Source organism: Winogradskyella ouciana, assembly GCF_965284585.1.
Lineage (GTDB): Bacteria > Bacteroidota > Bacteroidia > Flavobacteriales > Flavobacteriaceae > Winogradskyella > Winogradskyella ouciana.
The window spans coordinates 626,412-647,959 of the sequence record NZ_OZ260095.1; the positions used below are offsets into that span (position 1 = coordinate 626,412).

Here is a 21,548-nt window from a genome sequence, read left to right on the forward strand (position 1 = left end):
TTTACTGAATTAAATAATTAATGATTGTACTTTGCACATAGTAGGTCTTCACAGATTCTATTTGGTTCATTTGAAACTTTAGCTGCAACTCTTGAATATCTAAAACATCATTAAAATCTATCGTTCCTGTTTCATAGCTTTTGATTAAAATGTCTTCTGCATCTTTGGCTTGCTGTAGGTTTTTGGTTTGGGTAGCATAACTTATTCTTGCAGAAATACGTTCATTATTCGCTTTGTCTAAAAGCGTTTCCAATGAATTTAAACGTTCCTGTTTTTGGGCAGTAATTTCCTGTTGTTGCAACTCATTTTGTTTGGTTTGGGATTTATATTTCTTATTGAAAATTGGGATAGATACGGAAACCATTGGCATTACAATATCCTTTCCGTTATCGCTAAAATCCATATTTGGTCTTTCAGCAACATTGATATAATCTAATCCAAAACCAATCATCGGACTGCTTTCTTTTTGATTCAATAATTCTGATTGCTCTATGGATTGATAGAGTTTATCATATTTTAGTAATTCAGGATGTAATACTAATTTTTCAAAAGTAATATCAAAGTCTTCTGAAGGTATCATTAAACTATCTACCACATTCACGGTAACATCATTATCTCTATTCAATAGATTATTGAAGTTAGTTTGTTCTGCTAAAAACTGTTGTTGCAATACATCTTTTAATTGTTGCATTTCGTTCTGACGCATTTGCAATCGCAACACATCTACTGCGGATGCTTTACCAACCTCAACAGAAGTTAATGCCAACGTCTCATAAGTTTCTAATAGTTTGATGTTTTCAGTTAAAACCTCTTGCTTTGCTTTGTTGGCGTATAGATTATAATAGGATTGTGATACCGAAGCCATTAGTTTTCGCTTTGCGATAATAATGTCCTCGTATTTAGCATCTGCCAATGAACTTACATAGTTTTCTCTCGATGTAATGGTTCCGAACCACGGTAACATTTGTTTAGCAGATACTTTAAAGCGTTGTGCACCTGTTCTGGTTTCCGGTTCACTTACAAAGTAGCCGACACCAAATTCGGTATTAGGAATAGTATTGACTTCGTTTACTTTTTCAGAAGCTCTTTTGTATTGTAACTCAAACTTTTGAATTTCTGGATTATTTGTTAAGGCTTCATCTATAAGTGTTTCTAATTGTTGAGCGTTCGCAAAAAGACTCAAGAAACAAGAGCCAAGAGCCAAGACGATTTTTATTTGTATTGATTTATATTTCATTTTGATGTTCTTTTAAGTTGAACTTCTGCTTTCCAGCTATACAATACTGGTACAACAAACAAAGTGATTAAGGCTATAAGCATTCCACCAAAACTTGGTATTGCCATAGGTATCATAATATCACTACCTCTTCCTGTAGATGTTAATACTGGTAATAATGCCAATATGGTAGTAGCAGTTGTCATTAAACAAGGTCTAATACGTTTTTCTCCTGCTTCTACTACTGATGCTCTGATTTCTTTTTTATTTTCTGGTGTATTTCTATTGAATGTTTGGGTTAAATATGTTGCCATCACCACACCATCATCGGTCGCAATTCCGAAGAGGGCAATAAACCCAACCCAAACCGCTACACTTAAATTGATTGGGTGCATTTGAAACAAGTCTCGTAGGTTTTCACCAAAGAAATTGAAGTTTAAAAACCATCCTTGACCATATAACCAAATCATTATAAATCCACCTGCGAAGGCGACTGCAATTCCTGTAAATACCATTAATGATGTGCTTACGGAACGGAACTGGAAATACAGAATTAAGAAAATAATGGCCAAAGCTAAAGGCACAACAACCGACAAGGTTTTTTCGGCTCGCAACTGATTTTCGTATGTTCCTGTAAATTGGTAGTTAATACCTTTTGGAACTACTAATTCGCCACTATCTATCTTTTGATGAATTAGAGCTTGTGCGCTTTCAACTACATTGACTTCGGCAAAACCATCTAGTTTATCGAACAATACATAGCCAACTAAAAAGGTATCTTCACTTTTAATGACCTGTGGACCTTGTTCGTAACTTATAGTTGCCAATTCGCTTAAAGGCACAGGACTTCCTTTTTCAACTGGCACATAAATCTGTTGTAAGTCTGTTGGGTTTGCTCGTAATTCTCTTGGGTATCGTACTCGTACACCATATCGCTCTCGACCTTCTACCGTTTGGGTTAAGACCATACCACCAACTGCTACTTTTAATACATCTTGAACATCTTGTATCGAAATGCCATAACGTGCAATTTTCTCTCTATCAATATCAATTAACAAATAGGGTTTACCAACAATACGGTCTGCAAAAACAGCTTCTTTTTTAACACCTTCAGCTTCCTTGATGATGTTTTCTAATTGCACACCAAACGCTTCAATCTGCTTTAAGTCTTGACCTTTTACTTTAATTCCCATTGGTGCTCGCATTCCTGTTTGCAGCATTACCAATCGGGTTTCAATAGGCTGTAATTTTGGTGCAGAGGTTACGCCTGGTAATTTGGTGACTCTTACAATTTCATTCCAAATATCGTCTGGTGATTGTATTTCTGGTCGCCAATTACGATAGTACTCGCCATCATCGTCTGGAATGAGTTGTTCTTTTGCATTAAGAGATTGCCACGCTTCACTCTGTTCCGCTCGCAATGACATTCCGTTTTTTAACACATATTCACCATCATCATTGACTTTGTAGCGTTGGCGTACTCCGTTTTCATTCAGCATATATTCTGGTTTGTACTGAATGATGTTTTCATACATTGATAGTGGTGCTGGGTCTAAAGCTGATTCTGTTCTACCTGCTTTACCAACTACGGTTTCAATCTCTGGAATACTGGCTACTGCCATATCTAATTGCTGTAAAACACGTTTGTTTTCTTCTACGCCAGAATGAGGCATCGAGGTTGGCATTAGTAGAAATGAGCCTTCATTTAATGAGGGCATAAACTCTTTGCCTGTATTTTTCATAATGAAAAAACCTGCAATGACAATAGCTGTTGGGACAGACAAAAAGAGCAACTTATTATCTAAACACCACCTTAAAATACGTGTGTAATATTTGATAAATAATGAGAAAACACCTAATAAACCAAAGCAAATAACACTCACAAAAATGAGATTCCAAAAAATGCTTTTATCAACGCCTAATGGTCTCCAATATTCGGCTAACAAGAATACAATAGCTGATACCGAAATAATGATATTGATAAGATTAGCTTGCTTGTGTGTTATCTTACTTTGAAGATTGAGAAATGCTGTAATCCCAAACGCAATTAAAATTAATCCTAACCAATAACCATAGATTATTGCTATTATCCCTAATACTATTAAAACGCCATTTAAAGCATATTTAAAATGCGTTTTTATGCTTTTCTTTCTGAATAAAAACGCTGCAAAAGGTGGAATTAAAAACAATGCTACAATTATTGAAGCTGTTAATGCAAAGGTTTTTGTGAATGCTAATGGTCTGAACAATTTACCTTCAGCGCCAATCATTGTAAATACAGGAATGAAACTGATAATAGTTGTCATAACTGCGGTTACGATTGCACCAGACACTTCAGCTGTTGCGTTATAGACTACTGTGTTTATGGGTAACTTTTTATGAGATTCCTCGTCGCTCGTTCCTTGCTCTGTCGGAATGACATTTTCGTTTTCATCCAAATGCCTTATAATGTTTTCTGAAAGTATGACACCTACATCGACCATTGTACCAATAGCAATAGCAATACCAGATAATGCGACAATATTAGCATCGACGCCAAAGAGTTTCATCGCAATAAATACCATTAAGACTGCAACTGGTAATAATCCTGAAATCAAGACAGAAGCTCGAAGGTTAAACACCATAATAATTATTACTAAAATGGTAATCAATATTTCAAGAGTTAAGGCTTCATTAAGTGTTCCTAATGTTTCTTGTATCAGTTCTGTTCTGTCATAAAAAGGCACTATGGTAACTTGTGAGGTTCTACCATCCGCTAATACTTTTGAAGGTAATCCAGCACTTAATTCATTAATTTTTTCCTTTACATTATTGATAACTTCCATTGGGTTTGCGCCATAACGAGCTACCACAACAGCACCAACAACCTCTGCGCCTTCTTTATCTAATAATCCACGTCTTGTTGCAGGACCTAATGAAACTTTACCAATATCCTTTATCCTAATTGAAGTATAATCTTCTGAAGTGACTACTGCATTTTCGATGTCTGAAATGGATTTCACATACCCCAAACCACGAACTAAATATTCGGCTTGGTTAATTTCCAAAGTCTGTGCACCAATGTCTTTATTGCTTTCCTTAACCGCTTTTACAACGTGATGCAATCCAATATTATACTGACGCATTAGTTCTGGATTTACGTCCACTTGATACTCCTGAACATAGCCACCAATAGAAGCCACTTCCGAGACACCACTCGCTGACGACAAGGCGTATTTTACATAGTAATCTTGAATACTTCGTAATTCCTGCAAATCCCATCCACCAGTAACATTTCCGTTTTCGTCACGACCTTCAAGTGTATACCAAAATATTTGACCTAATCCAGTAGCATCAGGACCCAAAGCAGGATTAACACCTTCTGGTAATAATCCACTTGGCAAAGAGTTAAGTTTTTCGAGAATACGACTTCGACTCCAGTAAAATTCGATATCCTCTTCAAAAATGATATAGATACTTGAAAAACCAAACATAGAGGAACTACGAATGGTTTTTACTCCTGGAATACCAAGTAAGGATGTAGTAAGTGGATAGGTAATTTGATCTTCTATATCTTGTGGTGAGCGACCATCCCATTTAGTAAAAACGATTTGTTGGTTTTCGCCTATATCTGGTATGGCATCTACAGCAACAGGGTTACTTGGTAAGAAACCTATGTCCCAGTTAAATGGTGCGTTGACTGTTCCCCATCCTACGAAAAGGACGAGTAGTAGAACTGCGACGAGTTTATTTTCTATTAAAAATTTGATGCTTTTATTTAGCATAGTATTCGATAATTAGATAATTGTAATGATGTGTCGCAAAAAATGGCAAACACGAGTTTTAGCCCACGATACCACACATATGGTATTGGGCTTCATTCAAAAAATCTAACAAATCAAATTAAGAAAGTCTGGTGCAGCACTTGCACATCCCGTTTGACAAAGGGTCGAGGGTAATCTTCAAAAGGAACTTCTTTAGATTCAGTGCCTTCAAATAGGTTGATGTAAGAATAAGTAAAAGCAGTAATGAACATTTGCTGCTCAAAAGAAAGCGTGTCGAAGGATATTTGAAGTTCATCTTGGCCATCTACAACCTCTTGTTTATTATCACAACAATCTTTCTTAGCAATTGAACAACTTTCAACTGAAGGGTTGCTCATATCCATACCACAACCTTTTACTTGTTCAAATAATGCGGTTTCAACTAAAGTACCTCCACAATAATGCATATTGAACGTAAAAGACATCGTAGAAAACATAACTACGAGCGCCAACGTAAAGGACAATATTTTATGACATACTTTTTTCATGCTAAATGCGAAGTTACGAAATTTTAACAACTCAATATTTTGCTTAACAGAAGTTTAATGTACCAACAACCCTAATCCCAACGCAACCGCTGTAGCCTAACAGCATTCAAAATAGCTAAAAGTGCCACGTTTAAATCTGCAAAAACAGCTTTCCTCATGGTAGCTAAACCACTTAATCCTAAAATAAATACAATGACTTTAACACCTTCGGGATATTCGCCAATGATAAATGCACCAATTGTTGCAATAGACATTAAAAAGAACTCGGTAAAAGCATCTCCTTTTATAAGGCTTTTCCATCCTTCTTTGATTACTGGAAATCCAACAGGAATATAAGCTTAAGTGTACCCAACTACTCGAATCCACCCTTCAACTTGAGGAATCACATCAAAATAGTCTCAACTCCTTTTGAAAAGTTAAAATCATCTAGAATGTATTCAATAGTCCTATTAGCATTTATTTCTGAAATTTAAAAAAACTACAACAGCCCACTTTCCATGGCAATCTTAATAATTCCTACACTGTTCTTTGCCCCTAGTTTGCTCATGATATTCATACGGTGCGTTTCAACTGTTTTTGGACTGATGAAGAGTTTTTCTGAAATTTCTTGAGTGGTCAGTTCCTCGGAAATTGCAACTAGTACATCTTGCTCTCTTCTTGTTAAATTTGTTTTCAAATCATTGTTGGTTCCTTTTTTTGTGGACGGCAACAAAAGCTTTCTTTGAATATCTTTTTGAACAAACAATTCACCTGAGAGAACAGTTTTCATAGCATTTATCAATTCCAATTTATCAGTATTTTTTAATAAGTAGCCATGGATTCCATTTTTAAACATTCTCCTTACAAAAGAAATGTCCTCAAAATTGGTTAGGGCAATTATTTTTAGTTCTGCGTGTCTGTTTAAAAGCTGTTTGCTTAAATCGATGCCGTTGATATCTGGCAAATTGATATCCAGAAGTAATATATCGGGATTATCATGCTCTATATTGCTAAGGGTTTCATTAGCATTCTTATAAGTACCAACAAATTGCAGTTCCGAAGTACTTTCCAGCATAGAAACAATGCCTTTTAGCACCATTTCATGGTCATCGGTTATGGCAACTTTAATCTTCATTAAGTTTTTCTTTATCAATATCTATGGTGTATGAAGTTCCATTTTTATTCGAAATTAAATCTATGGAAGCGTTTAAATAGTCTACTCTGGATTGCACATTACTCAACCCAATACCGTTCGATTTCGCTTCATTCTTATTAAAACCAATACCATCATCCTCCACAGTAACTTGAATATGGTTATTACGATTACTAATTTGCACATTAATAACTGATGCCTTGGCATGTTTTATAGCATTGGTTACAAGTTCTTGTACAATTCTAAAGATATTAATTTCTGCTTTTTTAGGTAAATCGATGTCATCACCCATGTGCTGAAATACAATTTCTGTTGACGGATTGGTTTCATTAAGATTGTTACAATACACCTCAGCAGCTTCAACGAGATTAAAATTTTCTAACGATGGTGGCACTAAATCATGGGAAATAGCTCGTACTTGTTTACAAGAATTGTCAATCATTGTGATGGCCTCCATAATGACTTTATTGTTCATTTCCAATAACGATGACAACTTATATTTGATGGCCGATAAATCGCCGTTAACTCCATCATGAAGCTCTTTGGCTATTCTGACCCGTTCATTTTCTTCTCCTTCAATTAGTGCCTCTAAAGTTTTGATTTGGTGTTGGCGTTTAAGTGCTAAAATCTCTTGGTTTTTACGTTTTTGACGTTGTTTGAAACCAAAAAATATCAGAATTGATGTGAAAAGCAAAAACAAAGAAATGACAGTCATATAATTATATTGGGTTTGCTTTTTTTGATAGGCTTCTTCTTGTTTGTGAAGTTTCAATTCTTGAGCAATGATTTCTTTCTCTTTCTTTTCGGTTTCAAATTGAATTTGTAATTGGTTTAAGGACTTTAATTTCTCTTCATTAAGAAGGGAATCTTTTAATTTGATATATGTATTTTGATAATCGTACGCCTTATCCAAACTATTCAACTGCAGGTATATGTCAGATAAGCTTTTGTTGAGATCTCTCTGACCTGCCAAGTCATGAGATATTTTGGCAATTTCTAATGCTTTTTTATAATATTGAATAGCAATTGGGTCGTTTCTCTGCAATTTATGATAGTGTCCCAAGTCCCTGTAAACACTAATCTTTAAATTCTCAAACTTCGTATCTTTTAGTATTTCCTCAGTTTCGGTTAAATACCTGTAAGCAATTTGAGGATTGTCTTCCAAATAGGTTTTGCCCAAGGTATGCATGACCAAACTTTTAATATGTATTTCGTCAAGTTCATTTGCAATTTTAAGTGATTGTTCTAAATAAGCTCTAGCTTGTTGTATATCATTTTCAATCAAATACATTTCACCAATGTTTTTTAACGTATTTGACACATCACGCTGTTTACCAAGCTTTTCAAAAATAATTGACGCTCTTTTAAAATTATCTATAGCTTCTGTATTCTGTCCCATTTGTCCATTAACAACCGCTATACTGTTCAATGTTGAAGCAATGGCAAAAGAGTCCTTTTTAGCCTCAAAAATTTTTAAAATCTCTAAATATGTTTTTAAGCTTTTTTCATAATCACCCATTTCGTCATGTATGACACCTATTTGAAACAGGGCATATGACACTAGCGTAGAATCGTTCTTAAAATAGCGCATATTGCTATCTAAATGATTGAGCGCTTTTTTATAGTTGCCTTCAAAACGCTCCAGAACACCATATGTAAAATGACATTGTGCCTCTAATTTTTTGAGTTTCTTTTTATTTGCAAGAAAAAAAGCACTGTCAAGATAGATACGACCCAATTTTAAGTCGTTAAGTCTACGCATTGTATAATTAGCTTCATTGTAATACTTTTCAGCACGCAAGCTATCCGAAGTTATTTTTTTTAACTCCGATGAAATGCTATCCTTGTATTTCTGGACCGTTTGCTTGTTTTCATGTCCGAGAACACCCAACGGAAACAGTAAAATATATAGTACGAAAGTTTTCAAAATATTCGACTGATTACTAACTGTCTTAAAGATAATGATTTATTGTTTGATTATTTTACGAGACATATGAGCTCTATCTGTGCTGAGATACATTAAATAAGTCCCTGAACTCAAACTACCCAGATCAATTTGAGTAGACAACCTATTACTTTTAAAGACAACCTTTCCAAGTAAATCAATGATTTTAACTTCACTGATAACCTGATTATTTAAGTCAAAATGCACTATGTCTTTCACAGGGTTAGGATAGAATTTAAATTCTTGTAATTCAAAATCATATTTAGATAACGACGATAACATTTCAGATATGGTATACAAACTCCATGTACCATCTGTGTTTTGAACACGCACGTACAAAAAATGATCACCATCTGGTAAATCTACTGGCACATCTATTGTTAGGTCCTCATCTAAATCTTCAGCATTGTCTAAATCTATCGGTGTTCCATTTCCTAATCCTGGATCAATATCAAAAAAGTATTCAGCTGATGTGATTAATGCCGTATTGGAATTATTTTCACTTACATAGAACACATTGCAATCATACAAACTCCAAGTGTTATCTTCATTGATAACGCGCATACATAGTTTATGAATCCCATCAGGTAAACCAGATGTAGGTATGTCGAAGTCCATATCTACAATATTACCCGAAACCGATAGTGCTGTTCCATTACCAACGCCAGGATCTGTATCTATAAAATATTCGGCACCTGTTATGTTTGTGTTATTAGTATTATCGGGTAGGATATAAAACACATTTTTATCGTATAAACTCCAATTTCCGTCAGCATTCTCTACGCGTATATAAAGTTTATGTATACCAGCAGAAAGCCCAATTGTGGGTATACTAAAATCGGAATCTATAACATTACCCGTAACGATCAAGGCTATACCATTACCCACACCTGGATCTGTGTCAATAAAATATTCAGCTGAAGTAATTTGAGCTTTGCCGTAGCCGAATGCAAGTAATAGAATTATTAAGAATAGTGATTGTTTCATTGTATCCATATTTACTAATCATTAATATTTGCGTTGGCCTTTATGTTGATATCCAAGGTCTCACCAGGACTAATAATATTGTTGAATATTACAAAATCCGTTAAGTATGGCAATTCGGTAGGATACCCTCTTTGACTAAAAGGAAATAGCCCATTGTACACACCAAGGTTATTGCCATCTGTACCTGCATTTTCGGCAGGCGAACTTGTTTGTATATTAAAGTCGTTAGAAGCACTTTCTAAAGATGAGCCTATGGTGTAAGCTACAAACTGCGGATCGGTATTGTCAATATTATTTGAACCAGACAAGGCATCTAAAGTAGTATTAAGGCTATAGGTTAAATTATTCTGATAGCTTAATGCCGAATTAGAACCTAAATTCATATTAACTAAATTAGTCCCTGTAAAGAGAAAAATATTATTACTTATTTGGGTACCATTGCAAGCATTAAATACACTTATTGATTGGTTAGTGTCCCCATTTTGTGTAGACCAAATTATATTATTACTCAATATAGTTGAATTCTTGAGCCTCGAAAAAATGTAACTAGTTGAGCTTGTAGTTTGTTTTGCAAATAGGTTGTTGGATATGATCCAGTTTTGTGAGTTATTATTATCAATAGAAAATGACCATGTAATAAAGACATTCCCAGCAATGATGACATTGTTTGCGTTTGAGGTTGAACCATTTCCAAAAATAGTTCTGATTCTATTATTGGTGATTACTACATCATGATTTTCAAAAGTTGTATTGTCTAGATAGATTTCAGTGATATTCAACCCAGATATTTCAGAGCCAGAGGCATTTCCGTGTCTAAATGCGACATTGGAAACCGATGCTCTTTGTCCTGAATTGAGCTCAGGTTTATACCCAAGACCATATATTTTTAACGGCTTGGTCATTTGTATGCTTCCATAACTGTTTGGTGAAGGTTGAATATAAATAATGTCATTATCAGCAGCCGCATCTACAGCATCCTGTACATTGGTATATGGTGCAGCAGACCCTTGATTATTATCAACTATATGAATAGTCTGAGCTATTATCAAAGAACTAGAACAGATAAGTAGTAGCAATAAAAAGTATATATTTTTCATGACTTAAATTGTGTTGGTTTTACTTGAGTGCAAGTTAGTATTTGAAAGTCTTGAAAGAGTAAGGGCTTTCCTTGATTTGTGAAAAATCAGGGTATTCCCTTAAATAGTTATGACTATTTAAAGTTCCTTACTACCCTATAAATAATGATAATATATTTGCTGTTTTTTATTATATGCTGTAAAGTCAATTATTAAGCTTTGTAAATCTTTATGAGAACAGTTCGACTTATGTTCCTTTGGCACCACTATCAATCCCGAAGTTTCGGGGCGATTCAATTGAATCGGGTTTTTTGGTTATAAAATTTAAATATCAAGACCAAAAGCACCTGATAGTAAGCATATTATTACAAATTGTATTCGTTTCAACGGTTTTTACGTTAAAAAAACCATTACAAATAACTTTTTCTTTAATTTTCTTAATCCAAATCCTTAAAACTTAATCTACCATGAAAAAGTTATACTTTATTTCATTGGCACTACTATTCTTTGTGTTTGCCTGTGAAACCGAATCACTATCAAATTCAGATTTAAACACAACAACCTACAGGTATGATTCTGAATATCAATTTTCAACTATAGAATCGTTTATAATTGATTTTGAAAATTTTAGCCCTGGAGACATTGTGTCAGAAATACTGATTACAGATCCTTTCGAAAATGCGCAAGTTGAAGGTATTACCATGGCTTTTCCCGATAGTAATGCAGCGATGATTTTTGACTCATCAAACCCTACGGGAGGTGATTTTGATATTGGCACTCCAAATGAAATCTATGGTGGCCCAGGAATTGGAAATGGTGGTGCTAGTAACGATGTTGCATTAGGAAACGTCCTTATTCTTTCTGAAGATTTAGATCAAAATGATCCTGATGATATTTTAGAAATAGGTGCCAGCTTTGTATTTAACTTTAGTGCTAACGATAATGTTACTCTAAATTCGTTTGATATTTTAGATATTGAAGCAGCTTCTAACCCTACCATTGTTAATTTATACGATAATGAAGCAAACGTAATCTTTAGTACTGATATCACACCAGGTGGCGATAATTCAAAAACAACTGTTGATCTTAACTCTACTTTTGGTGTAGCATTCATGGAAATAATAATGAATAATTCTGGTGCTATTGATAACATTTCGCTTGAATTAGAAACAGAAGAACCATGTGTTGAGTGTGATAGCAATATTGTAGAACTAACATTTAGATATATTGGTGCATCGCAAGAATCAGCTGTTAGAATTGAAACTCTTAACGGTGATATTCTATTTAACGACACTGTTGAGATAGATGAATTGTTTACTATCTCTGGGAATGCTTCAGATGGCACTTTCAGTAGCGATCTCATCGTTTTTATAGATAATGAACAAGTCGCTCAACTGGCTACAGATTGCTCTCAGATTATTGGCCCAGGTTTATTAGTAGGCAGTTTAGAAATTGTATCTGGATCAACACAAACAGGAGGTCAATTATGTCCTGTAGAAGTGGCTTTTTAGCCCAAACTAAAGAATAAACACAGCTGTATTCATAAAAACCAAAAACCCATCTCAATTGAGTTGGGTTTTTGGTTTTCAAAGACAAATGATAATTCTAGAATAATACGTATTTTAGAAGTATGAAGCCTTCGTACATAGATTTACATTGCCATCCTTCCTTAAAGCCATATGGCAAGAGCTTTAAATACCAACCACAAAAACAGAATCACCTTAATAGCGGTAGAAAAAATTCGATATGGCATTACAGTCCACCTAATTTTCTGGAGCGCCAAGTTAGCCGATTGCTCACTTTAACGAAATTCACACAAACCGATATGACCACCTTGGCAAAAGCCAATTGCAATATTGTAGTGATGTCGCTCTATCCTTTTGAAAAACATTTCCTAAAGGAAAAGATGTTGGGCTTTAAGTTTATACCTGATTTATTAGTGAATCTTGCTGCTGGTGTAAGCCAAAAACGAATTGATAATTTACGGAATCACAATAGTTATTTTCAAGATTTACAGGACGAATACAACTACTACATGCAATTGCATAACATGGCTCAAATTATTGATGGCATCACCTTTACCTATAGACTGGTCAACAATTATGTTGATATTGAAAACAACATCAATAGTTCAACTAAAACAAGAAAAATAATTAGTGTAGTCAACACCATTGAAGGAGCACACGCCTTTGAAACCGGATTGCACAGAGATAAAAACACAGCAGATGAAACAACGGTTTTAAACAATATCGAAACCGTGAAAAACTGGGAACACAAACCATTTTTTATCACCTTGGCGCATCATTTTTATAATGAAATCTGCGGACATGCCAGAAGTATTAGCATAGGTTTAATAAAGAAACAACAAAACCGTGGACTCAATTCAGACATAACGGAATTGGGCTTTAAGGTCATTGATAAACTACTAAACAATTCACAAGGAAAGCGCATACTGATTGACGTCAAACACATGAGCACTGCATCCCGAAAAACCTATTACCAACTTTTAGATACCAAATATGCCAGTCAAAATATTCCAATAATAGTCAGTCACGGAGCTGTAAATGGAAAACGCAGTATTGTAGAATGGGACAAATCAGATTCAAAACTCAGTAAAGCATTTAGCGATATTGATGTCAATTTTTATGATTCTGAAATCCTGCTTATTGCAAAATCTAAAGGTATTTTTGGATTGCAATTGGACGAACGACGCATTGGAAGCAAAAAAGCCATAAGAAGCTCTCGCATTTACTGGCCTAGTAAAAAACGACGCTCAAGAAACAAATCGGAATTAATCTGGAACCAGGTCCAACACATCGCAGAACTTTTAGATAAAAACGGGTTATTTTGTTGGGAAACTGTGGCTATTGGCTCAGATTTCGATGGTATAATAAATCCAATAAAAGGGCTTTGGACAGCAGAAAACATAGCAGACATTAAACCTTACTTGATTGAAAAAGCCGAGGATTACTTGAAAGAAAACGGATCAAAATTACAAGCTCAAAATCAAATTTCAGCACAAGAAATCATTGATCGCTTACTTTTTATAAATGCAAACGAATTTTTGAAACATAACTTTAAATAACCTAAATTGTATTCCCTTCTTCAGGAAGAGTTAGGGATGGGTTTAAAAATTGAAAGAAATCATATAAATGAATAAAAAAGAACAATTCATGAAAGAAGCAGTAAACGCTGCTTTAAAAGGAATGAACAACAACGAAGGAGGCCCTTTTGGATGCGTCGTCGTAAAAGATGGAAAAATAGTCGGCAGAGGTAATAATAAAGTCACTTCAACCAACGACCCAACAGCACATGCCGAAGTGACCGCCATTAGAGATGCTTGTAAAAACTTAGGTTCCTTTCAATTGGATGGTTGTGAAATTTACACTTCATGCGAGCCTTGCCCAATGTGCTTAGGCGCAATTTATTGGGCACGACCAGATAAAGTGTATTACGGAAGTAATCAAGTAGATGCAGCCAACATTGGCTTTGACGATGAGTTTATCTATAATGAAATTCCTTTGCCATACGAAAAACGAAGCATCCCTTTTGAGCAGTTAGCGAGAGAGATTGCTTTGGAGCCATTTGAAGAATGGGCTAAGAAAGAGGATAAGACTGAATATTAACAAACATTGAATTTGGGTTAAATCGAAAAATAGCAAAAATGCAACACCCAAATTCCGACATAGTCGGAAACAACGATTTTCAGAAATAAAGAGCGAAAAAGCGGAACTGCGAAGCGCAGCTTCAAGCATGTAGCTTTGAAAGCGAAAGGTGCTTTAGCAAATGCTTTGCATTCACGAACTCAATAATAAACGATAGAAATTAGTGAGTAACTTCCTAACAAATCGTTTTGAACTTTTGGTTCGTTTTGTTTCAAGACAAAATGAACAGAAAAACAAATTAGAATATTGATACGATTTATATTAAATAATAAAACAATAACAGCCTCAGCCAATTCTGGGATGACCTTACTAGACTTTGTACGCTACGAACAACGTCTCACAGGAACCAAAATCGGTTGTCGCGAAGGCGATTGTGGAGCTTGTACAGTTTTAGTTGGAACTCTAGAAAATGACACCATTACTTACCAAAGTATCACCTCATGCATTTCACCTTTAGGAAATGCGCATGGCAAACATATAGTCACAGTTGAAGGCACAAACCTAAAAAACAAATTAACCACTGCTCAAGAAGCCATGAAAGCCAATTATGCCACCCAATGTGGATTTTGCACACCTGGTTTTGTTGTTGCGCTTACTGGTTTTGCAATCTCAAATTCTGATAAAAATTACAGTAAAGCTCTTGATGCTATCAGTGGTAACATCTGTAGATGTACGGGTTATAAATCTATTGAAAAAGCAGCATACCAAGTGGTAGAAAAACTTGAAAATCAAGAAAAAAATTCTTTAAAATGGTTGATTGAAAACGGATTTATTCCTGAATATTTTGAAGATATTCCGCAACGTTTAAAGGAAATCGAAGCTGAAGACCTTAACCAACCCAAAGGAAAATATGTTGCTGGCGGAACGGATTTATATGTTCAACAAGCCGATAATTTAATTGACAATTCGGTACATCTTATTCAGGAAAAAAACTTTTTAAAAGGTATTGAAATCAATAATGGAATTTGCAACATTGGCGCAAACTCTACAGTTACAGATTTGTGGAACCATACAAAACTCAACAGCTATTTCTCCAACTTAAAAAAGCATCTGAAATTGGTGTCTTCAGAGCAAATTAGAAATATGGCTTCCTTTGGCGGCAATCTGGTTAATGCGTCACCTATTGGAGATATGACCATTTTCTTTTTAGCCTTAAACAGCAAAATCACAATTATAAATCCTGCAGGCAAAGAACGACAGTTGCCGCTTAAGGAATTTTATCAAGATTATAAAACTTATGATCTAAAGGATGGAGAACTTATCAAAACCATAAGCTTTAAACTCCCAACAAAAGATTCATATTTCAATTTCGAAAAAGTCTGCAAGCGAACCCATTTAGATATCGCGAGTGTAAATTCTGCAATACATATTTCTGTAGAAAACAAAAAAATCCAAGAGGCTCATGTGTCTATTGGTGGTGTTGCAGCCATTCCTAAATATTTGTACAAAACCTCAGCATTTTTAAACGGAAAATCATTGACTTCAGAAATCATTTTGGAAGCCAGTGATATACTTCAAAATGAAATTTCACCAATTAGTGATGTTCGTGGGTCAAGCGACTATAAACGCTTACTGGGAAGACAGCTGTTCTTTGCCCATTTTACGGAACTGTTCCCAAAGCAATTCATCTTAAACGACTTTGTTCAACATGCATAAAAACAAATCAAATAACGAATTGGAATCTCAACTAGATGCTGTTTCTATTGCTTTAAAAAAGAGTATTAAGAATCTGGATTCCTATACGCATGTTCGCGGTGAATCCTTGTATGTAGATGATGTTAATATCAGACAAGGCACGTTTCATGCCGTGGTTTTTGATTCGCCAAAAGCACATGGAAAAATAAAGTCTGTTGATTATTCTAAAGCCGAAGCGTTGGAAGGTGTAGAACGTATTCTTACCTATAAAGACATTCCCGGAAAAAACCAGATTGGTGGCATTATACCTGATGAACCATTGTTTGCAGAAGACGAAGTCCATTTTTGGGGAATGCCAATCGCATTGATTGTTGCCGAAACGGAATTCATTGCCAGAAAAGCAAGAGATCTAATCGAGATTGAAATTGAAGAACTTCCTGTTATTACCACAGGGAAACAAGCCAAAGAAAAAGGAAGTCTCATTACAAAACCACGTTCATTTGTATTGGGAGATCCTGAGAAAGCGTTCAAGGATTGTGAATATGTTTTTGAAGGTGAAACCTTCTCAAACGGTCAAGAACATTTATACATTGAAGCACAAGGTGCTTATGCCGAACCGTTGGAAAACGGAACTATAAAAATCACTTCATCAACACAAGGTCCTACTGCAGTACAAAGAACAACAGCACAAGTTTTAGGAGTGGCTATGCACAAAATTGAAGTGGATGTAACAAGACTTGGTGGTGGATTTGGCGGAAAAGAAGACCAAGCCACACCTTGGGCTGTCATGGCTGCTTTGGCGACTTACCATTTGAATCAATCGGTAAAATTGATACTCAATCGTCATGACGATTTACGTATGACAGGTAAGCGTCACCCTTATGAAAGCACTTATAAAATCGGATTATCAAAAGATTTGAAGATTCTAGCTTACGAAGCTGAATTTCTGCAAAATGCTGGTGCAGCAGCCGATTTATCTCCTGCTGTAGCCGAGCGCACCTTATTCCATGCAACGAATAGTTACTACGTCCCTAATGTCAATGTTACTGTAGCGAGTTGTAAAACCAACTTACCACCAAATACAGCATTTCGTGGTTTTGGTGGTCCACAAGGCATGTTTGTAATTGAGTCTGCGATTGCAAAAGCAGCACATGACATTGGAGTGACACCAAGAGCCATTCAAGAAGCTAATTTGTTAGATGAAAACGATGTGTTTTCATATGGGCAAATTGCTAAAAAAGTGGAAGCTAAAAACTCGTGGGAATCGGCAACGTCGATTTATAACATCGAAGCCATAGAGCGTGAAGTTGAAGAATTCAACAATTCAAACTCAGCATTTAAAAAAGGCATGGCATTGATGCCTATTTGTTTCGGCATTTCGTTTACCAATACACCAATGAATCATGCGCGTGCTTTGGTTCATATCTATCTTGATGGAAGCGTTGGCATAAGTACCGCAGCCGTAGAAATGGGACAAGGTGTCAACACAAAAATGATGCAAATTGCTGCTGATGTGTTTTCTGTTCCTATTGAAAAAATTAAAATTGAAACCACAAATACCACTCGCGTTGCCAACACCTCACCTTCTGCAGCAAGTTCAACGGCAGATTTAAACGGAAAGGCTACATTAAAAGCCTGTAACGCTTTATTAAAACGACTGAAAACTGTTGCAGCCACATACCTCAAGGTTACACCTGAACAGATCACTTTAAAAGATGAATTCGTATATATTAAAGCTAAAAAGACGCAACTAGAATGGACGCAACTCATCAGTATGGCCATGCTAGAGCGTGTGGCTCTGACTGAAAATGCGCATTACGCCACACCAGAAATTCATTTTGATAAAACCAAAGAAAAAGGTCATCCATTTGCCTATCATGTTTATGGCACAGCCATCATCACTACAACGGTAGATTGTACGCGTGGCACTTATGAATTTGATTCGGTTAAAATTGTTCATGATTATGGAAAAAGCATGAGCAAAGGCATTGACTTAGGTCAGGTTGAGGGTGCTCTAGTTCAAGGTATTGGCTGGATGACTATGGAAGAAATTGCTTATAACGACGATGGAAAACTATTGTCAAACGCCTTATCAACCTATAAGATTCCAGATATATTTTCGGTACCGAAGATTGTGGAAACTGTACCGTTAGAAACCAAGGGTCATGAATTGGCAATACTAAAATCAAAAGCTGTAGGCGAACCACCACTAATGTATGGTATTGGTGCTTATTTCGCGATTCAGAATGCGATTAAAACCTTTAATCCTAATTACGATTTAAAGTTTCATGCACCGATGACACCAGAGAAGGTTTTGATGGGATTGTATGAAAGTAGACCAACTAAATGAATGGAAAATAAAATATACATTGAGTTTGAGCACCCAAAAGGAAGTTCATTTCCTGAATCAAATAAGTTTCAAAAATTAATAGAGAATACTTTGGATAAAATTCTGACCGCTATTTTGCCAAATGGGAATCCAGATTTTGACCATTTGATAGAAGAAGTAAAGTTCTGGAGAGTTGAATACGATGTAAACGAAAATACAACATGGAGAGAAATAGGTCTTGACAAAAATAGAAAACCTATTGTTGCTATGCCCTTAGCTGAAAACTATGGATTTTGGACAGATAACAACTTAGAGTTAGACGACTATAAAAATTTTGACCCTCAACCTATTGACTCAGCTGAATTTCAGTTGGACTGGAATAATTTTAAAGCTAAAATGAAAAAATAACTTATCACACTTCATTACAAAAAACATAACATCCTAAAAGGCGCACTAATCTACAGTGCTGGTGACACTATTGCTGCACTTTTATTAGATGAATTCTCCTTTACACGCTTATTAGGAATGATGTTTATAGGGGCAACAGTTTATGCCTTTGAAATTCCTAATTATTTTGATTGGATTGTACGTAAGACACAATTTTTAAAAGGTATAAAAGCCACATTAACCAAAACCGCATTAGCTATTTTATATTTTAACCCACTATGGATTGCCAGACATTTACTGTTTATTAAACTATTTTCTGGTCAGTTTGATGTTATTGGTTGGAATATATTGGAAATTGCTTTTTGGTCATTTTTAGCTAATATTTTGATTTCGTTTATCGCCAATTATATCATTCAGAATCGATTTAAGTTGAAATGGCGGTTTTTGGGAAGTGCTATATTTTCAGCTTTAATGGCGATTTATTATGCTTTGAGTGAGACTTTTTTTGGTTGACAAGCCAAAGCTCAGACCTCACAGGTTTTTGAAACCTGTTAGGTCTAATCAAATAATCTTAAGCCATCTTTTTTCAAAACAGAATATTCAGAAATATTATAATGTTCCAAAATATCATCAAACAAAGATTCACGAACTACGAGAATTAAATGATGGTCTTTTTTCTTTTCATATTTTGGAATCAAAACTTTAGCTGAATCATGTAGGCCTGTATTCTTCAACTCTAGCTTTCCCAATTCATCAATAACAAGATATTGACTTTCATTTTTAGCACTTAATGTTATTAGAAATTCATTAGCTTTTTCAAAAGCAGATTTCAGAAAATGAAAAGGTCCAATGGTTATGGTCTTTTCAGATTCGAGTTCGACCTCAAGTTCAAATTCTTCCTTAGGTTTTATTTCCAAGAAATAACGCTTTCCATTCTTACCATCGGGACACAACACACCATCAACATCTGTTCTACCTTCAATCCAGTTTAAAAGTGCAGTTGTTTTACCAGTTCTAATATCGCCAGTTAAAATATAAATCATTCTGAAGGCACTTTAAAATGCATACAATTAGAAATGCTATCTGCCATAAAATGTTTGAAGCGTGTATAACCTTTTAGATGTTTGGTGTCTTTCCAAGTATATGAAATAATCTGTCTGAAATACGGAAACAAATCCATGGCATTAGTAATATCTTCTTTGTAATGCGATTCTTTTTTGTTTAAATACTTACGAACCATTTTTAAAAGAAAAGGACCAATAACTAAGTACCAAAGCATCAGAATTAAAAAGCTTCGCATTAAAATGTAAACTGCTTTTTGCCAACCAAATAAGTCTCCGCCGAAAAATGAAAAGGCTAAAACGATGACTGCTACCGTAATCAACCAAAGCCAAATCACTTTCGTTTTGAAAGCCCTTTTGCTCTTACCAGTTTTAATAGCGTCTAACTGAGTGTCTAAATAAAAATTCTTTTCCTTCTTTTTTGATATTATTTTAATAATCTTTCTGATAAAAATGCCTGCGAGCAATCCACAAACTCCATAGACAATCAGATACAGGCTAATGAGGAAAGTCGATGTGGTGGTTTCTGAAACAAAATTCAATTTAGTTTGCACCCACTTCCCATAAATATTAATGGCTTCCCAAACTTCTGTGCCATAAACTATGGTCAATATCAGTAATTTTTGAAGTGCTGATTCTAAAAAGGTGACGATTCCCAAAACGATAATCGCTGCACCTTTCCAAGAAAAGTTAGAAAACAAAAACGCTCCAAATATGGCCTGAAAGCTCACAGCAACATAGGCTCCAAAAGGTGAATATGGACTTACAGCCATTTTTATAATTAGTACAATAACAAGCGCTTTTAATATGGCTTGCCATTTGTTTTCGGCATAATAGGCAATTAAGCTTATCAATAAAATTGCAATTCCTCCAACGATCAATCCTGTGAAAGGCGTACTAAAAACATGCAAAAAACCCCCTAAACCAGACTCGTTTAATGCCCAAAGGGCAGTCAATCTATCAATGATTAATTTGTTATTCTTCATCTGTAGAAACAGTAGAATTATAATGCACCTGAAGCAATTGTGCCACAACACTAATTGCAATTTCTTTTGGAGTATCACCACCTATTGGCAATCCTATTGGGCAAACCACATTCTTCATGCCATCTTCAATTCCCATTTCTTTTATGAGCATATTATTGAAGCGTGCTTTTTTGGTTTTACTGCCTATTAAACCTAAATATTTGGTTTCATTTTCCAATGCCATGGCGACAATATCAAAATCTATAGCATGGTTATGCGTCAACACCAACACATAGCAATTCTTTCCCCAAGTGATGGTGTCCCTAAAAGTTTTAAAATCGTGTTCTTTTACCTGGCATTGTTCTATACTTTCATGAATATCAAACTCAGAAAACCAATCAGGTCTCGAATCGATCAGTTTTACTTTAAAAGGTGTCCCTACAAGAAGGTTGGCGATTTCGGTTCCGATGTGTCCTGCACCAAAGAGATGCAATTCTGGTGATTGATTCATGGGTTCTATTATAAATTCTACAACACCTCCACAGCATTGAGCAAAATCTGGTCCTAAAGTGTACGATGATTCAATGATTCTGTTTTCCCTTAAAGCCACTATGGCTTGATCAATGGCTTTATATTCTAATTTTCCGCCTCCAATGGTACCAAAAATAGATTTATCTTCAGTAACAATCATTCGCGAAGATACCACGCAAGGTGCTGAGCCTGAGCATTTGGTTACGGTAACCAAAGCCACAGGTTGTCGCTTTTCTTTAAATTCTGATAAAAGTTCTATCCAGTTTTTCATTTTATTTAGAAAAAGAAGAACTAAAAGTAAGGTTTTTTAGTGTAAACCATCCAGAGT

At 35.3% G+C, this 21,548-nt stretch carries 17 protein-coding genes and 1 pseudogene; 7 read left to right on the top strand and 11 right to left on the bottom strand.

The window, feature by feature from the left end:
• Position 1: 1 nt before the first annotated feature.
• From ACQ65V_RS02825 to ACQ65V_RS02860, 8 genes and pseudogenes are all read right to left on the bottom strand, one after another.
• Entirely contained in the window at positions 2-1,237 is a 1,236-nt protein-coding gene (locus tag ACQ65V_RS02825; RefSeq protein WP_430466792.1) for a TolC family protein, read from the bottom strand.
• Positions 1,234-4,980 carry an efflux RND transporter permease subunit gene (locus tag ACQ65V_RS02830; protein WP_430466793.1) on the bottom strand — a complete coding sequence of 1,249 codons (3,747 nt, stop codon included), beginning with the start codon at positions 4,978-4,980 and terminating at the stop codon, positions 1,234-1,236. The genes ACQ65V_RS02825 and ACQ65V_RS02830 overlap by 4 nt, the downstream gene beginning before the upstream one ends.
• Before the next feature lie 113 nt (positions 4,981-5,093).
• Positions 5,094-5,507, bottom strand: a complete 414-nt coding sequence (locus ACQ65V_RS02835) for an HYC_CC_PP family protein (protein ID WP_430466794.1) — start codon at positions 5,505-5,507, stop codon at positions 5,094-5,096.
• A gap of 185 nt (positions 5,508-5,692) precedes the next feature.
• Positions 5,693-5,905: pseudogene (locus ACQ65V_RS02840) on the bottom strand (heavy metal translocating P-type ATPase); the annotation flags it as partial.
• An 80-nt stretch (positions 5,906-5,985) separates the two neighbouring features.
• Positions 5,986-6,621: a response regulator gene (locus tag ACQ65V_RS02845; protein ID WP_430466795.1), complete on the bottom strand. Its 636-nt coding sequence runs from the start codon at positions 6,619-6,621 to the stop codon at positions 5,986-5,988.
• Complete coding sequence (locus ACQ65V_RS02850) at positions 6,611-8,566, bottom strand: tetratricopeptide repeat-containing sensor histidine kinase (protein WP_430466796.1); 1,956 nt, start codon at positions 8,564-8,566, stop codon at positions 6,611-6,613. The genes ACQ65V_RS02845 and ACQ65V_RS02850 overlap by 11 nt, the downstream gene beginning before the upstream one ends.
• Positions 8,567-8,605: 39 nt before the next feature.
• Positions 8,606-9,571: a T9SS type A sorting domain-containing protein gene (locus ACQ65V_RS02855; RefSeq protein ID WP_430466797.1), complete on the bottom strand. Its 966-nt coding sequence runs from the start codon at positions 9,569-9,571 to the stop codon at positions 8,606-8,608.
• Between the two features lie 14 nt (positions 9,572-9,585).
• Positions 9,586-10,668 (bottom strand): hypothetical protein, encoded by a 1,083-nt coding sequence (locus ACQ65V_RS02860; RefSeq protein ID WP_430466798.1) that lies wholly within the window; start codon positions 10,666-10,668, stop codon positions 9,586-9,588.
• 446 nt (positions 10,669-11,114) lie between these two features.
• On the opposite strand from ACQ65V_RS02860, the gene ACQ65V_RS02865 reads away from it, so the two are divergent.
• The 7 genes from ACQ65V_RS02865 to ACQ65V_RS02895 all read left to right on the top strand — a co-directional run bounded on the left by ACQ65V_RS02865 (position 11,115) and on the right by ACQ65V_RS02895 (position 19,176).
• Entirely contained in the window at positions 11,115-12,158 is a 1,044-nt protein-coding gene (locus ACQ65V_RS02865; protein WP_430466799.1) for a DUF7467 domain-containing protein, read from the top strand.
• Between the two features lie 119 nt (positions 12,159-12,277).
• On the top strand, positions 12,278-13,732 hold the full coding sequence (locus tag ACQ65V_RS02870; RefSeq protein WP_430466800.1) for a membrane dipeptidase: 1,455 nt from the start codon (positions 12,278-12,280) through the stop codon (positions 13,730-13,732).
• Positions 13,733-13,799: 67 nt separating this feature from the next.
• Positions 13,800-14,273: a nucleoside deaminase gene (locus ACQ65V_RS02875; RefSeq protein WP_430466801.1), complete on the top strand. Its 474-nt coding sequence runs from the start codon at positions 13,800-13,802 to the stop codon at positions 14,271-14,273.
• 285 nt (positions 14,274-14,558) lie between these two features.
• Positions 14,559-15,968 carry an FAD binding domain-containing protein gene (locus ACQ65V_RS02880; protein WP_430466802.1) on the top strand — a complete coding sequence of 470 codons (1,410 nt, stop codon included), beginning with the start codon at positions 14,559-14,561 and terminating at the stop codon, positions 15,966-15,968.
• The gene (locus ACQ65V_RS02885; protein WP_430466803.1) at positions 15,961-18,297 is read left to right on the top strand and encodes a xanthine dehydrogenase molybdopterin binding subunit; all 2,337 of its coding nucleotides are present in this window, start codon (positions 15,961-15,963) and stop codon (positions 18,295-18,297) included. The genes ACQ65V_RS02880 and ACQ65V_RS02885 overlap by 8 nt, the downstream gene beginning before the upstream one ends.
• Positions 18,298-18,684, top strand: a complete 387-nt coding sequence (locus tag ACQ65V_RS02890) for a hypothetical protein (RefSeq protein WP_430466804.1) — start codon at positions 18,298-18,300, stop codon at positions 18,682-18,684. It begins immediately after the preceding gene.
• Positions 18,685-18,801: 117 nt separating this feature from the next.
• Complete coding sequence (locus ACQ65V_RS02895) at positions 18,802-19,176, top strand: hypothetical protein (RefSeq protein ID WP_430466805.1); 375 nt, start codon at positions 18,802-18,804, stop codon at positions 19,174-19,176.
• Between the two features lie 44 nt (positions 19,177-19,220).
• On the opposite strand, the gene ACQ65V_RS02900 is transcribed toward ACQ65V_RS02895, so the two are convergent.
• Genes ACQ65V_RS02900 through xdhC form a run of 3 tightly spaced genes read right to left on the bottom strand, consistent with a single transcriptional unit; the run spans position 19,221 to position 21,491 of the window.
• Positions 19,221-19,706 carry a nucleoside-triphosphatase gene (locus tag ACQ65V_RS02900; RefSeq protein WP_430466806.1) on the bottom strand — a complete coding sequence of 162 codons (486 nt, stop codon included), beginning with the start codon at positions 19,704-19,706 and terminating at the stop codon, positions 19,221-19,223.
• The gene (locus tag ACQ65V_RS02905) at positions 19,703-20,710 is read right to left on the bottom strand and encodes a hypothetical protein (protein ID WP_430466807.1); all 1,008 of its coding nucleotides are present in this window, start codon (positions 20,708-20,710) and stop codon (positions 19,703-19,705) included. The genes ACQ65V_RS02900 and ACQ65V_RS02905 overlap by 4 nt, the downstream gene beginning before the upstream one ends.
• Positions 20,700-21,491, bottom strand: coding sequence for a xanthine dehydrogenase accessory protein XdhC (xdhC, locus tag ACQ65V_RS02910; RefSeq protein ID WP_430466808.1), 792 nt, complete (start codon positions 21,489-21,491; stop codon positions 20,700-20,702). The genes ACQ65V_RS02905 and xdhC overlap by 11 nt, the downstream gene beginning before the upstream one ends.
• Positions 21,492-21,548 lie beyond the last annotated feature (57 nt).

Bases quoted from the DNA above. Each gene is read 5' to 3' on its own strand.
- ACQ65V_RS02825 (WP_430466792.1), bottom strand. From the start codon at position 1,237: ATGAAATATAAATCAATACAAATAAAAATCGTCTTGGCTCTTGGCTCT.
- ACQ65V_RS02890 (WP_430466804.1), top strand. From the start codon at position 18,298: ATGGAAAATAAAATATACATTGAGTTTGAGCACCCAAAAGGAAGTTCA.
- ACQ65V_RS02855 (WP_430466797.1), bottom strand. From the start codon at position 9,571: ATGAAACAATCACTATTCTTAATAATTCTATTACTTGCATTCGGCTAC.
- xdhC (WP_430466808.1), bottom strand. From the start codon at position 21,491: ATGAAAAACTGGATAGAACTTTTATCAGAATTTAAAGAAAAGCGACAA.
- ACQ65V_RS02830 (WP_430466793.1), bottom strand. From the start codon at position 4,980: ATGCTAAATAAAAGCATCAAATTTTTAATAGAAAATAAACTCGTCGCA.
- ACQ65V_RS02875 (WP_430466801.1), top strand. From the start codon at position 13,800: ATGAATAAAAAAGAACAATTCATGAAAGAAGCAGTAAACGCTGCTTTA.
- ACQ65V_RS02870 (WP_430466800.1), top strand. From the start codon at position 12,278: ATGAAGCCTTCGTACATAGATTTACATTGCCATCCTTCCTTAAAGCCA.
- ACQ65V_RS02885 (WP_430466803.1), top strand. From the start codon at position 15,961: ATGCATAAAAACAAATCAAATAACGAATTGGAATCTCAACTAGATGCT.
- ACQ65V_RS02900 (WP_430466806.1), bottom strand. From the start codon at position 19,706: ATGATTTATATTTTAACTGGCGATATTAGAACTGGTAAAACAACTGCA.
- ACQ65V_RS02845 (WP_430466795.1), bottom strand. From the start codon at position 6,621: ATGAAGATTAAAGTTGCCATAACCGATGACCATGAAATGGTGCTAAAA.
- ACQ65V_RS02905 (WP_430466807.1), bottom strand. From the start codon at position 20,710: ATGAAGAATAACAAATTAATCATTGATAGATTGACTGCCCTTTGGGCA.
- ACQ65V_RS02860 (WP_430466798.1), bottom strand. From the start codon at position 10,668: ATGAAAAATATATACTTTTTATTGCTACTACTTATCTGTTCTAGTTCT.
- ACQ65V_RS02835 (WP_430466794.1), bottom strand. From the start codon at position 5,507: ATGAAAAAAGTATGTCATAAAATATTGTCCTTTACGTTGGCGCTCGTA.
- ACQ65V_RS02895 (WP_430466805.1), top strand. From the start codon at position 18,802: ATGATGTTTATAGGGGCAACAGTTTATGCCTTTGAAATTCCTAATTAT.
- ACQ65V_RS02865 (WP_430466799.1), top strand. From the start codon at position 11,115: ATGAAAAAGTTATACTTTATTTCATTGGCACTACTATTCTTTGTGTTT.